We start from the raw sequence: 12,286 nt of genomic DNA, 5'->3' as shown, positions 1-12,286 counted from the left end.
TATGGTCAGGCTTGGGCACCCCTTCAACAGGAAGGAGATGAGATGTCCAGTAAAGATCGCGGCCAGAAGGCTACGAAGAAACCCGCGGCGCAGACGCTGAAAGAAAAGCGTGCGGCAAAGCGGAGCAAGACCGAATCACCGAGTTCACAGTTGAACAAGGATAAGTAGTCGGTGCGGGGCGCGTCACAGCGCCCCGCACTCCCACTTCAGCAGCCACTCAGCACCGCGAACAGGTAGGGCAGGTTCACGGCCGCGATCACGGCGGCGAGCATGAACGCGTAGGCACCGGCCGCGGCTGCCAGCGCCGCGCTCGCGGGCGGCCTGGGGGCGCCGATGAGGTGGCGAATCCGCTCCGAGCCAGCCGCGTGCAGCACCGCGTGTTCGGGGAGCCGGGATCCGCTTACCCTGAGCCCCGCCGCGTCGGCCTCTGCCCCGGTTCCGGTTCCGGCTCCGCCGGGCGCTACCTCGCGCAGCACCGGCGACATCGGCTCGCCAAGCTTGAGCAGCGCGCTGGCGAGCGCCGTCGTTCCGGTCGCCTGCTTCGCCGCCTGATCCGCAGCGATCTCGAGGTAGTGCGGCACCGATTCACGCACCGCATGCACGAACGGGATCCACCGGAAGTACCGCGTGGTGCCGTTCAAGATCGCCATGATGAGGTGGTGGCGCTGGTCGAGATGCGCCTGCTCGTGCGCGAGCACCGCCGAGAGCTCCCCCGGCGACAGCGCCGCGAGCGTGCCGCGCGACAGCACGATGCCGCCGTGCTGCTGTGGCAGAGAAAACGCCTGCAGCGCGGCCCCGCGAGTAACGCGGGCGGAGCTGCCGAGCAGCGTGATCGAGTCGCTTGCAGCGCGCAGCTCCGACCCGAATGCGGCCTGCGAGCGCCGAAGCAGCACGACCTCGCGAGCAAGGCCTACGAGCACCGCGAGCACGCCGAGCGCGGGAAGCGCGAGCGGCACGATCGCGGGGATCCCGAGCGTCATCGCGCTCTCCCCAAACGGGCTCGCAGCGCTGAGGCACCGGCTGCACACCTCCGCGGCCTGCTTCGGAAGCCAGGCCGGCCCCGAGCTCATCCAGGCCACGAGGGGACCGAGGGCGACGAGGGCGGCGATCCAGAGCAGCGCTGAGAGCGTGACGACAATCGCGGCAACCCGCGGGATCATCGCGAGGGCCGGCGCGGCACGGCGCAGCAGCCACGGCCCGCCGAGCGCGGCCGCCAGCAGCACGCTCGAGAGCAGCAGCGTGCTGAGCGTCGCGGTCACTGCGCCCCGTTCTCGCCCAGCAGGTGCTTGCGCAGCAGCCGCAGATCGTCCTCGGGCATGCTGTTCACAAAGTGCAGGATCGACGCTTCGCGATCCCCCGACGCCTCGAGCGCGTGCTCCATAATGTTCGCGGCGTGCTCCTCGCGGCTCACACACGCCCCGTAGAGCGTGGTGTGGCCGTCTTTTCGGGTGCACACGAGTGACTTCTTGCGGAGGTTTCCGAGGACGGTCGCGATCGTCGTGTACGCCGGGTCGGACGGGAGCCGCTCGATGAGTGCGCGCACGGTGAACCCGCCGCCCTCCCAGAGCAGATCCATCACCTGGGTCTCGAGCGCGCCGAGCCGGGCGGGCTCCCCCGCGGGCGTGGCGCCGTGCATGTGCTGCGGGTCTCGGGTCATCGGGTGGTCTCCATCTCTACGGCAGCTTCGGACTTCGCCGCTTTTGCTGCCTTCGCTTCCTTTGCCGCAGAACGCTTCGCCGGCACCGGGCAGGCGACCTGGCCGCTCAGCCGCCACACGAGCGCGAGGCCCGTGAGGATCAGCGCCGCCAACGCGAGCACCGGCTGCAGCGGCGCGAACCAGGTGATCGCCCCAGAATAGCCGAGCGCAAGCAGCGCGATCTTGTTGCAGACCGGGCAACCGACCGCGAACCAGGTGAGCATGCCGCCCGCGATCCCCATACGGGTGGTGCGCCGCTCGTCGGGGGTGTCGGCTGTGCCAGCCGCGTCAGCCGTGCCGGTGGCACCGGCCGCGTCCGCGGCAGCCGCCGCGCTGGGCTGCCGCACGTAGGTGGCAGTGAGCATCCCGACGCCGACCGCGGTGAGCACCCAGACCGGGTAGTTCCACCAGACCGTGTCGATGTCGCGCGCGAACCAGGGATTCGGGATGAGCACGGTCACCACGCCGACGAGCAGCGCAAAGCCGGCAGCAACGAGGAGGGCGATGAGCCACTGCCGTGCGCTCCAGCCGCGCAGCGCGCGGCCCGCAAACACCAGTCGCTGCCGCGCTGCGGCGAGACTCCAAGGCCGAACCATCGCGGACTCCTTCATCACTCAGACTCAACTATGACCCATAGTCTACTATTCACGATAGTAATCAGTTGCTGTGAGTCCGCTCACACTCCCGCCCCGAAAGGCCCACGTTTTGCCCGAGCCCGGAAAGCACCCGCCGCGCCTCCGAGTGGCCGCGCCGCTCGCGATTTTCGCTGCGATTGTCCTGCTCATCGGAGGCTCGTTCGTGTTGCAGCGCGGCTGGGAACAGGACCCGACCGCCGCACCATCCGCTGCAGCCACCGAAGCGTGGCGGGCCGAGCGCACGGCGAACACCGACAGGCTGGCCATTGGCACCGCCGACGCCCCGGTCGAGCTCGTCGTCTTCACGGATTACCAGTGCCCGTTCTGCGCGCACTGGGACCGCGAGACGCTCCCCGCACTACTGGACTACGTGGACACCGGGCAGCTGCGCATCGCGTGGCGGCCAGCGAACCAGTCGGGAACCGGGTCGACGCTTGCAGCCCGCGCCGTCTACGCTGCGGCGCTGCAGGACTCGCTGCTCCCGTTCCACACTGCGCTCGCGCAAGATGGTCGGGGCGCGGCCGCTGAGGATCTCACTGAGGGCGCGCTCGTCGCCCTCGCAACGGAGCTCGGGCTGGACCCGGTGCGCTTCACCGCCGACTTCACCTCGCCCGAGGCCGAGCGGGCCGTCACCGAGGCCGAGGCGGAAGCGCAGCGCGCAGGCGTGGTCAACGCCCCGTCGTTCCTCTTCAACGGCGAGTTCGTCGCGGGGCTCAAGCCCACGGAGACGTTCGTCGCGCAGATTGAGGCGGCGCTGGCCGCGCTCGCCTCGGGCGATTCAGCGCTGAGCGATCCCACGCTGACTGATTCCCCCGAATAACCACCCACGGCGGAGTGCCGCCGTACGATGGACGAAAGAGAGGATGCCGCGAGCGAGGTTCGCCCGCGCACACACTATGAGCACAGTTGAGATCACGAAGGACAACCTCGAAGAGACGATCACGTCGGGCGGCATCGTGGTGCTCGACTTCTGGGCCGCCTGGTGCGGTCCGTGCCGCTCGTTCGCCCCCGTGTTCGAGAAGGCGTCGGAGACCCACGAAGACATCGTGTTCGGCAAGATCGACACCGAGGCCGAGCAGGAGCTCGCGGGCATGTTCGGCATCACCTCGATCCCGACAATCATGGCGTTCCGCGACGGCATCAACGTGTTCTCGCAGGCCGGCGCGCTGCCCGCTCCGACGCTCGAGCAGCTCGTCGACGCGGTGCGTGGCCTCGACATGGACGAGGTGCGCACGCAGCTCGCCAAGGAAGAGGCAGCTGCCAGCGAGAACGGCGCGGGCGAGACTAACACCGGCGAGGCGGACGAGGCTGGCACGGTCAGGGCCGACGGAGCGCAGGTCTAAGACACCATCGCAATCAGAAAGGGGGATCCGGGCTGAGCCCGGATCCCCCTTTGTGCTTGTCGGCGCGGCTACTTTCCGCCGACACCCACGAGCGGGTGCTCCGCCTGGCGCTTGGCTGACTTTCGGCGGCTCGCGATCCAGATCCACAGCGCAACTCCCGCGAGCACGAGGATCCCGAGCACGTCGAAGATCGGGCTCGAGAACACCGCACCCTGCTCTTGAACCCACGCCTGCACCGACGTCGGCACGAGCGACGGCATCGAGACGAGGCCGTTCGTGAACCAGAACAGCAGGCCGACTCCGATGATGAGCAGGCCGGTAATGAGCGAGGTCGTATGCAGCTGCCGGCCAAACACCGTGATCGCGCGGCCGCGGAGGAGACGCTGACCGCGCGTGCCAAGCTTTTCCCACAGCGCCGCGATGATCATGAGCGGCACCACCATGCCGGCGCCGTACACGGCGAGCAGAGCGCCGGCCATGAGGCCCGAGCCTTGGCCCATCGCGAGCGTGAGCACCGCGCCGAGAATCGGGCCCGCGCAGAACCCCGCGACCCCGCTCACCGCGCCGAGCAGCAGCGTGCGGACGAGCCCCTTCCGCGAGGACGCCTTCCGCTGCAGTGAGGCAGTGCCGGGGAGCATCCGCGAGACGTCGAAGCCGAAGCCGAGCACCTGCAGCACGCCGAGCACGACGAGCACGAGCGAAGTGACCGCGATCACCAGGCCGCGCTGCTCCATGAACAGGGTGCCGAGCGCGCCGACCCCGAGCCCGAACGGCACGAGCGTGAGCACGAGCCCGAGATAGAACACCCCGCCGTGCACGAGCAGCTTGAGCTTCGCGCCGACTGTCGACGCGAAGAACGCGGGCAGCAGCAGGGCGCTGCAGGGGCTCAGGAGCGCGAGCACTCCGCCGAGAAAGGCGGTGACGAAGCCAATCTCCATGGCTAGTTTGCCTGTGCGAGCGCCCGCTCGAAGGTCTCGACAAAGACGCTTTCGGGCTGGGCTCCCACGATCGGCTCGCCGCCGAGCACGAAGGTCGGCGTGCCCGAGACGCCGAGTTCCTGGCCGCCTCGCGCGTATTGCTGCACGAGTTCGAGCGTCTCGGGCGAGGTGAGGTCGGCGGCGAACTGCTCGGTGTCGAGACCGAGGGTGCCTGCCAGCTCGATGAGCGACCCTTCGGCCAGCTGCTCGGGGGTGAGGTGCTCGCCGTCGGGGAAGAGAGCGTTGTGGAACTCCCAGAACTTGCCCTGCTTGCCGGCGGCGTGGGCCGCGAGTGCGCCGCGTTCAGAGTCTGCGCCGTACTGGTTGACGTCGCGCCACTCGATGCGCAGGTCGCCCTTGTCGGCGTACTCCATCATCGTTGGGAGCGTGTCGTTCGACCACTTCGCGCAGAACGGGCACTGGTAGTCGGAGTAGATGACGAGCGCGACTGGGGCGTCGACCGGGCCCGCGGTCTGCACGTCTGCGTCGTCGCGAGTCTCAACGAAGGTGAGGTCTGCCTGCTGCGGCTGTTGAGCGGCAGCGGGGCCCTGCGCGCCTCCGTCTCCGCGGACCTGCAGCACCACGAGCGTGATGAGCAGCCCCGCGATGACAATGATTCCGATGGGCACGAACCACGACCGGAGTCGTTGGGCGGCTGTTTGCGACATTCTTCTCCTCAGGCTGATTACTATGCTCGATAGTAAACTATGGAACATAGTAACGCCTGCGAGTTTGGTGTGCGCGCGGCCGGCCCCTCCCCTCGCACCCGATTCATTGAATCTGAGCCTTGTTCGGGCCGAACAAGGCTCAGATTCAATGAATCGGGGCAGTGGGGATGGTCGGGGTGTTTCCCGCGCGGGGCTCCGCACCTCCCGTCAGCTAGCTGCGCGCCCTCCGGCGGAAACTGAGAACGAGCAGCCCTCCAGCGAGCAGCGCCAGGCAGGCCGCCAGGCCACCAGCCGCCGCGCCACTTGCCGCAAGCGGCTGCGCCCTGTCAGCAGCCGAGCGCGCATCGCCAGCTCCGCTCACTGCGCCCGGCCCGCCCGAACCACCCGCACCACCCGGCCCGTCGGTGGCACCCGGCCCGTCGGTGCCGCCCGGGTCACCGCTGTCGTCCGGGTCACTGCTGTCGTCCGGGTCACCGGAACCATCAGGCCCTCCGGCGTCAGGCTCCATCTTCGGCACCGCAGCGACCTCGACCGAAGCCACATGCTCCCCGACTTTGAGCGTGAGCGTGCGCTCCCCCTCACCAACGAGCTGTACGCGCAGCCCGGCGACCTTGTCGGCCGCGTTCGAACTCGTCACAGCGATCTCGGCATCGTCGAGGACGACCGCGTTGCCGAAGCGATCGCTGCCCACTGCCGTGAGCTGCACCGTCGCCCCGGGCGTCACCGTGCGCGCGGAGGCTTGTGCTGCGAGCTGCGAGAGCTCATCGGGGAGCACCGTCACCTCTGCCGTTGCGGTCGCGCCTTCGTACGTCGCGGTCACTGTTCGCTGGCCGGCTCGGGTCGCTGCGAGCACTCCGTCGGTGAACGTATCGCTCGCCTCGCTTGAGCTCAGCTCGACGGCGTAGCTCACGTCTGTTTCGCCGCCGCCGGGGAGCGGGGCGCTGCTCGTGAAGCGCAGCTCGGCCCCGGCGACGACGGTGGCGTCGTCGGGGCTCAGGGTGACGTAGTTGTCGATCCATTGCGCGTATACGCGGGCCTCGCCCGCGGGCCCGGCGAGCGGCGCAAGCTCGGTGTCGACGGTCATCGCCGGCCCGTTGCCATCTGCTGCGGTGTTCCACGAGGCAAAGACTTTGTCACTCGGCCCGTAGATCGGGAAGAGCCGTTCACCTGCAGCCGCAAAGGTCGGCGCGTAGATCTGTCGCGGGTAGTCGCTTCCCGCGTTGACCCCGTTCGCGTCGAATCGCACCGCGAACGCGTTGCCCGTGATCACGACGTCGTGCCCGACATTCGCGGCGGGCCGGATCGTGCCATTGTTCTGGATCGCCGTGCCGGCGTAGAGCCGGGCGTCAGCTCCGAGCTGCACGGTGCCGTGATTCGTGAGCCCCACCCGGAAGTTCGTCCAGGAGCGGTCGCCCGTCGTGAGCGTGGCCCCGACCTCGAGCGTCGCGGGAAGCCTCACGGAACTGGTGTCAAGCGTCGTTGTGCCGAGCGTCAGCGCGCCGCCTCGGTTGTCCACTGCCTCAGCGCCGTTCCCGATGCCGCCGGCAGCGTAACCGCCACTACCGCCGGCCGTGACCTTGCCGCCCAAGATGCTGATGTCTTCTGCGACGCCGAAGGCCGCGGCGCCGATCGCGGCCGCCTTCGTGTCGCTCGTGCGCGCCGTGACCGCGCTGTCGCGGATCGTGATCGGGCCGGAGTGCCCGACGAACTCGGACGCGAAGCCGAAGTCGCCCGAGCCGATGGCCGCGCCCTGATTCGTGCTGGCGCTCACCACACTGTCCACGATCGAGATAGTTGTTTTCTCACCGTGGTCGCTGCCGATGGCGGTCGCGAGGTACCCGGTGGCGGTGACTGTGCTGCCGGTGATCACGACCGTTCCGCCGCCGACCGCCAGCGCCGCGTTGCAGCCCTCCGCGGGGGCGAGGTTCCAGCCGCCAATGGCCGCGTCACAGCGGGTGCCGCGGGCATCGAGGGTGAGGCCCGAGATGGTGGCGGTTGCGCCCGCGCTAATCCCGATCCCCGGGGCTGCGCTGAGATCGGGAGCGGACGCGCGGCCGGCGACCCACGACCCCGGGCCAGTCAGCGCGAGGTCTGCGGACGCGCGGAACCGCACGCTGCTCACCGTGTGGCCGCTCACTTCGATCCGGAGGGGCGCGGTCACCGCGAGCAGCAGGTCGGCATCGACGATGTCACCGCCGATGCGGATCGTGGTCTCGTCCGTGTGCGCGTTGGCCTGCGCGACCGCGGCCTCAAGCTCGGCGGCGGTCGTGACCGTTGCGGAGCCGGGCGTCTCGGCGGCTGCCTTCGGCCCGGGTTGGTCCAATGCGGTCGCGGGAGATCCCCCGGCAACCAGGGAGACTGCGACGAGCGCCCCCACGACAATGTGTGCAGCGGTGTGACGCGCTCGGTATTCAGTCATTCGGCCCCCATGTCGAATTCAAACTCCGGCTAGCTTAGCCTGGGTGCGCGGGTCACCGGCCGTTGACTGCCGGCCACAGCAGCGCCCTGCCCGCGTGCTTCGCACGGGCGCAGGGCGCTGGGACGCCTCGGGCAGGGTGGTTACCGCGCGAGGGCGGGCTCCTCCGCCGGGGCCAGCGCGCGCTTCCGCCGTCGCGCGCTGAGCCGCTTGCCGATCAATCCGTGGCGCGGGCTGAACAGGTAGGTGAGCGCGAACGCCGCACCCTGCGCGAGCACGACCATGCCACCGGAGGCAGTGTCGAGGTAGTAGCTCAGGTACAGCCCCGCAACCGCGCACACGGCCGAGATCGCGGGCGCGATGACGAGCATGCGCGAGAAGCGGTCGGTGAGCAGGTAGGCGGTTGCCCCCGGGATGATGAGCATCGCGACGACGAGCACCACGCCGACCGCCTGCAGCGCGACGACCGATGTGAGCGCGAGCAGTCCGAGCAGGAGTGCCCCGAGCATGCGCGGGTTCAGGCCGATGGCGTGTGCGTGCGTCGGGTCGAAGGCGAATAGCGTGAAGTCGCGCCGCTTGGCGAGGAGCACGACGAGGGTGACCGCGCCGAGGATCGCGATCTGCAGCAGATCGCCCTTCGAGACTCCGAGGAGGTTGCCGAAGATGATGTGATTGAGGTCGGTCTGGGAGGGCGTCACCGAGATGAGCACGAGGCCGAGGGCGAACAGCGTCGTGAACACGATACCGATCGCCGCGTCCTCCTTCACTCGGCTCGTGTCACGCACCGCGCCGATGAGCGCGACCGCGAGGAATCCGAAGATGACGGCACCGAGCGCGAAGGGCGCGCCGACGACGTAGGCGAGCACGACGCCGGGGAGGACCGCGTGCGAGACGGCGTCGCCCATGAGCGACCAGCCGATGAGCACGAGCCAGCACGAGAGCACCGCGCACACGATCGAGGCGATGAGCGTCGTCGCGAGCGCGCGCACCATGAAGTCGTAGCTCAGGGGCTCGAGGATGAGGTCGATGAGGTTCACGCCGCTTCACCCCGCTCGAGCACGTCGAGTCCGAACGCTCGCGCAAGGTTCTCGGGTTGCAGCACGTCTTCGGGTGGCCCGTGCATGAGTACGCGGCGCATGAGCAGGATCGCCTCGTCGGCGAGGCTCGGGAGCGCGTGCAGGTCGTGGGTCGAGACGAGGATCGTCGCACCCTCCGCCGCGAGCTCGCGCAGCAGCCGCGTGATCGTCGCCTCCGAACGCTTGTCGACGCCCGCGAAGGGCTCGTCGAGCAGCAGCGTGGTGGCCCCCTGCGCGATACCTCGCGCGACGAAGGTGCGCTTCTTCTGCCCGCCCGAGAGCTGCCCGATCTGCCGCTCGGCGAAGTCGGTGAGCTCGACCCGCTCGAGGGCGTGATCCACCGCGGCACGATCCTCCGCCTTCGGTCGGCGCGTGAGCCCCATCTTCCCGTATCTGCCCATCATGACGACGTCGCGGACCGACAGCGGGAACGCCCAGTCGACATCCTCGCTCTGCGGCACGTAACCGACGGCCCCGGTCTTGCGCACGCGCGCGGGCGACACTCCGTCGATGCGCACGGTGCCCGTGTCGGGCCGCACCATGCCCATGATCGTTTTGAACAGTGTCGACTTGCCCGAGCCGTTCATGCCGACGAGCCCGCACACGCGGCCGCGCTCGAGCGTGAGCGAGGCCCCGTCGAGCGCGAGCACCTCGCCGTAGTGGACGGTGACGTTCTCGACCTGGATCGCAGGGGCGCTCACAGTCGCTCCCCCGAGAGCCCCGCGACGATCGCGGCGGCATCGTGGCGGATGAGATCGAGGTAGGTCGGCACCGGCCCGTCGGCCTCGGAGAGCGAGTCAACAAAGAGCACGTCACCGAGTTCGGCGTCGGTCGCCTCGACCACCTGCTCCATGGGGGCAGCGGACACCGTCGACTCACAGAACACCGCGGGGACGTCGTTTTCACGCACGAACTCAATGACCGAGGCGATCTGTTTCGGTGTCGCCTGCTGCTCGGCGTTCACCGCCCAGATGTATTTCTCGGTGAGGCCGGCGTCGCGCGCAAGGTAAGAGAAGGCCCCCTCGCAGCTCACGAGCGCGCGCTCGTTCGACGGGAGCACCGCGAGCGCGGAGACGAGTTCGTCTTGCACCCCCTGCAGCTCCGCCTTGTACGCGGCCCCGTTCGCCTCGTAGTCGGCAGCGTGCGCCGGGTCGATCTGTGCGAACGCCTCGACCATGTTGTCGACGTAGACCTGCACGTTCAGCGGGCTCATCCAGGCGTGGGGGTTCGGCATGCCGCTGTAGGCGTCCTCGCGAATATCGATCGCGTCGATGCCCTCGCTCACGACCGCGTGCGGCACGTCGAGGTCGGTGACGAACTGCTCGAACCAGGCTTCGAGCCCCATCCCGTTGTCGAGGATGAGATCGGCCTCGCTCGCCTTGCGAATGTCGCCCGGGGTCGGCTCGTAGCCGTGGATCTCCGCCCCGACCTTGGTGATCGATTCAACGCGGAGGTGCTCGCCCGCGACGTTCTCAGCGATATCCGAGAGCACCGTGAACGTGGTGAGCACGACGGGGCGGTCGTCGGTCTGCCCGGTTTCTGATGCGGGGTTCGCGCAGCCGGCGAGACCAAGGGTGAGGGCAGCGCAGGCGGCGAGTAAGGCGACTACGGGTGGGCGACGCTTCGGCATGAATCTCCATCGGTGCGGGAACGTTGCAGGGCGCAGAGCACACGCCCCACGCCCCACATTCGGACAGTCCCACTATAGAGTTCGGCATGCCGAACTTACAAATTCGCCTAGATGGATAATGCTGCGTTGCCCGCCAATTTCACCGATCCACTCAGACGAGCGCGGGCTCAACCTCCTGCACTCGCCGCCCCACTCGGGCCCGCAGCCACCGAATGCATCGCTCCCACGTCACATCACGAATGAAGATCATGTCGCCGAGGATCATCATGAGCGAGAACCAGGGAAGACCGAGCAGGATCGCGATCGAGGCGTGCATTCCAGTCACCAAGACCAGGCCCACGATTCGCGTCGGCCTCGTCACCAGCATGAGCGGGAACAACAGCTGCCCATAGACGCTCAGCCACGAGGCGATGAACACCGCCGGAGTGATCTGCCAGGCGAGGTGATTCAGCCAGGGCAGCAGCGTGAGTTCTTCAATCTGCAGGGGGTAGTACGCGGCAACGCCCGAGATCCAGGTCGCCCCTTGGAGCTTCCACAGAGCACTCGTGACATAGATAACGCAGAGCTGGTAGCCGACGAGGAGCACGGCGATGTTGTTGCTCAGCACGGGGAACCAGGTCGGCACACTCCACTGCCCGAGCCGAAGGCCGTCGGTCACGGAACCGCCATCCGTTATCTGCCGCGCCCGCCGACGCGCGTCGAGCGACCACCGATAGGAGGTGTCTGCGAGCAGGAGGAAGATGAGGAAGATGCGGAACGTCTGGTAGTGCCCCGTGTTCGTCACGACAGGGTCGAGTGAGGTGAACCCCAGCCAGAGCACGACGAACAGCGGCGACACGATCCGCATTCGCCACCCCAGGGCATAGACGACAGCAACGGCCATGAGCACGAGTATCTTGGCGAGCTGAACGGGGTCGGGATCCTCGCGGGAGAAGAGCACCGGAATTGGCCACAGGTAATTGTTCACCGCTGAGTCACGGAACAGGGCCTCACCCCACCGGGATCCGGCTCCGAACGTGTACGAGAAGTGAGGAAGGTAGAGGGCGAGGATGACGAACGTCATCGACCCCATCCCGATTCGCATGAGCGCAAGCCCATAAGTCGCGTGCCTGGCGTCGATGAGCCAGTGCGCGAACCGATCCCACACCCGCGAAATTGCGCCGCTCACTGCTCTACCGCCTTCTGATCAGCATCGGTTCCGTCAGGGCGGGTGCCTTCAGTGTCTGAAGCCCCCGCGTCTCCCTCGAGTCCGGCCTCAACGCCAGCCCGATCTGCCCACGCTCGGAAGCTGCGAGCGAACGCTTCGCGATCCTGCCCCGGCCACTCCATCGCGGGCACCCAGCCGAGATCGGTGTACGAAGATGGCGGCCGTTGCGCGTCTGGATCGTGGCGATCCTTCCACCGCACGACCGGGTCGTAGACGGCGCGCGTCTGCACCCCAACCACTTCTCCGCGCTCACCCCACATCGCGTGCGCAACCTGCGTCGCGTAGGAGCTCACGTAGTTATCTGCCCTGATGAACGCGCGCACGGCAGCCGGGTCGGATCCATCGACCGCGAGCAGTGCGTCGCGGAGCCCGAAGAGGCCGTCGCCCTCGAGGTGGTTTTTCGCGGCGACCTGCTGCTGGTCTGCGCTGAGACCACGGTACGCGCCCATCAGGCGTTCTGCGCCCACCACCGAGAGCTGCTTGCGGAGCGTGCGCCGATACGTCGCCGAGAGCTCAACGCCCGAGGCGTTCACCCACTCACTCTTCACGCGTTCGCCGCCCGGCAGCTCGATCCATCCGCGCACCCACAGCTGCCGATCAGTGTCGATGGGGTCTGGGGCGAAGATCTTGTAATCCTG

General features: G+C 68.1%; 14 protein-coding genes. 3 read left to right on the top strand and 11 right to left on the bottom strand.

The window, feature by feature from the left end:
* Positions 1 to 42 precede the first annotated feature (42 nt).
* Positions 43 to 168 (top strand): hypothetical protein, encoded by a 126-nt coding sequence (locus ACI1US_RS05910; RefSeq protein WP_461638948.1) that lies wholly within the window; start codon positions 43 to 45, stop codon positions 166 to 168.
* 38 nt (positions 169 to 206) lie between these two features.
* On the opposite strand, the gene ACI1US_RS05905 is transcribed toward ACI1US_RS05910, so the two are convergent.
* From ACI1US_RS05905 to ACI1US_RS05895, 3 genes are read right to left on the bottom strand one after another with little or no spacing between them, the layout of a single operon-like run.
* A complete protein-coding gene (locus tag ACI1US_RS05905) occupies positions 207 to 1,259 on the bottom strand; it encodes a M56 family metallopeptidase (protein WP_461638946.1) in 1,053 nt (350 codons plus the stop codon).
* A complete protein-coding gene (locus tag ACI1US_RS05900; RefSeq protein ID WP_461638944.1) occupies positions 1,256 to 1,657 on the bottom strand; it encodes a BlaI/MecI/CopY family transcriptional regulator in 402 nt (133 codons plus the stop codon). The genes ACI1US_RS05905 and ACI1US_RS05900 overlap by 4 nt, the downstream gene beginning before the upstream one ends.
* Positions 1,654 to 2,292, bottom strand: coding sequence for a hypothetical protein (locus tag ACI1US_RS05895; RefSeq protein WP_461638942.1), 639 nt, complete (start codon positions 2,290 to 2,292; stop codon positions 1,654 to 1,656). The genes ACI1US_RS05900 and ACI1US_RS05895 overlap by 4 nt, the downstream gene beginning before the upstream one ends.
* Positions 2,293 to 2,401: 109 nt before the next feature.
* On the opposite strand from ACI1US_RS05895, the gene ACI1US_RS05890 reads away from it, so the two are divergent.
* On the top strand, positions 2,402 to 3,151 hold the full coding sequence (locus tag ACI1US_RS05890; RefSeq protein WP_461638940.1) for a DsbA family protein: 750 nt from the start codon (positions 2,402 to 2,404) through the stop codon (positions 3,149 to 3,151).
* 76 nt (positions 3,152 to 3,227) lie between these two features.
* Complete coding sequence (gene trxA / locus ACI1US_RS05885) at positions 3,228 to 3,674, top strand: thioredoxin (protein WP_461638938.1); 447 nt, start codon at positions 3,228 to 3,230, stop codon at positions 3,672 to 3,674.
* A 68-nt stretch (positions 3,675 to 3,742) separates the two neighbouring features.
* Here trxA and ACI1US_RS05880 read toward each other — a convergent pair whose 3' ends face one another.
* The 8 genes from ACI1US_RS05880 to ACI1US_RS05845 form a co-directional block, all read right to left on the bottom strand.
* A complete protein-coding gene (locus tag ACI1US_RS05880) occupies positions 3,743 to 4,612 on the bottom strand; it encodes a cytochrome c biogenesis CcdA family protein (protein ID WP_461638936.1) in 870 nt (289 codons plus the stop codon).
* Between the two features lie 2 nt (positions 4,613 to 4,614).
* The gene (locus ACI1US_RS05875) at positions 4,615 to 5,319 is read right to left on the bottom strand and encodes a DsbA family protein (RefSeq protein WP_461638934.1); all 705 of its coding nucleotides are present in this window, start codon (positions 5,317 to 5,319) and stop codon (positions 4,615 to 4,617) included.
* Between the two features lie 211 nt (positions 5,320 to 5,530).
* Positions 5,531 to 7,738, bottom strand: a complete 2,208-nt coding sequence (locus ACI1US_RS05870; protein WP_461638932.1) for a hypothetical protein — start codon at positions 7,736 to 7,738, stop codon at positions 5,531 to 5,533.
* A gap of 140 nt (positions 7,739 to 7,878) precedes the next feature.
* A complete protein-coding gene (locus tag ACI1US_RS05865; protein ID WP_461639008.1) occupies positions 7,879 to 8,727 on the bottom strand; it encodes a metal ABC transporter permease in 849 nt (282 codons plus the stop codon).
* 41 nt (positions 8,728 to 8,768) lie between these two features.
* Entirely contained in the window at positions 8,769 to 9,512 is a 744-nt protein-coding gene (locus tag ACI1US_RS05860; RefSeq protein WP_461638930.1) for a metal ABC transporter ATP-binding protein, read from the bottom strand.
* Positions 9,509 to 10,441 (bottom strand): metal ABC transporter substrate-binding protein, encoded by a 933-nt coding sequence (locus ACI1US_RS05855; RefSeq protein ID WP_461638928.1) that lies wholly within the window; start codon positions 10,439 to 10,441, stop codon positions 9,509 to 9,511. The genes ACI1US_RS05860 and ACI1US_RS05855 overlap by 4 nt, the downstream gene beginning before the upstream one ends.
* A 151-nt stretch (positions 10,442 to 10,592) precedes the next feature.
* Entirely contained in the window at positions 10,593 to 11,609 is a 1,017-nt protein-coding gene (locus ACI1US_RS05850) for an HTTM domain-containing protein (RefSeq protein ID WP_461638926.1), read from the bottom strand.
* The coding region (locus tag ACI1US_RS05845; protein ID WP_461638924.1) for a DUF5819 family protein at positions 11,606 to 12,286 on the bottom strand (681 nt) is incomplete at its 5' end. The genes ACI1US_RS05850 and ACI1US_RS05845, both read right to left, overlap by 4 nt.

The organism is Leucobacter sp. BZR 635 (assembly GCF_048061935.2).
Classification (GTDB): Bacteria; Actinomycetota; Actinomycetes; order Actinomycetales; family Microbacteriaceae; genus Leucobacter.
This window is presented reverse-complemented; position numbering and strand designations above follow the sequence as displayed.

Bases quoted from the DNA above. Each gene is read 5' to 3' on its own strand.
- ACI1US_RS05910 (WP_461638948.1), top strand. From the start codon at position 43: ATGTCCAGTAAAGATCGCGGCCAGAAGGCTACGAAGAAACCCGCGGCG.
- ACI1US_RS05900 (WP_461638944.1), bottom strand. From the start codon at position 1,657: ATGACCCGAGACCCGCAGCACATGCACGGCGCCACGCCCGCGGGGGAG.
- ACI1US_RS05895 (WP_461638942.1), bottom strand. From the start codon at position 2,292: ATGGTTCGGCCTTGGAGTCTCGCCGCAGCGCGGCAGCGACTGGTGTTT.
- trxA (WP_461638938.1), top strand. From the start codon at position 3,228: ATGAGCACAGTTGAGATCACGAAGGACAACCTCGAAGAGACGATCACG.
- ACI1US_RS05880 (WP_461638936.1), bottom strand. From the start codon at position 4,612: ATGGAGATTGGCTTCGTCACCGCCTTTCTCGGCGGAGTGCTCGCGCTC.
- ACI1US_RS05875 (WP_461638934.1), bottom strand. From the start codon at position 5,319: ATGTCGCAAACAGCCGCCCAACGACTCCGGTCGTGGTTCGTGCCCATC.
- ACI1US_RS05870 (WP_461638932.1), bottom strand. From the start codon at position 7,738: ATGACTGAATACCGAGCGCGTCACACCGCTGCACACATTGTCGTGGGG.
- ACI1US_RS05865 (WP_461639008.1), bottom strand. From the start codon at position 8,727: ATGGTGCGCGCGCTCGCGACGACGCTCATCGCCTCGATCGTGTGCGCG.
- ACI1US_RS05855 (WP_461638928.1), bottom strand. From the start codon at position 10,441: ATGCCGAAGCGTCGCCCACCCGTAGTCGCCTTACTCGCCGCCTGCGCT.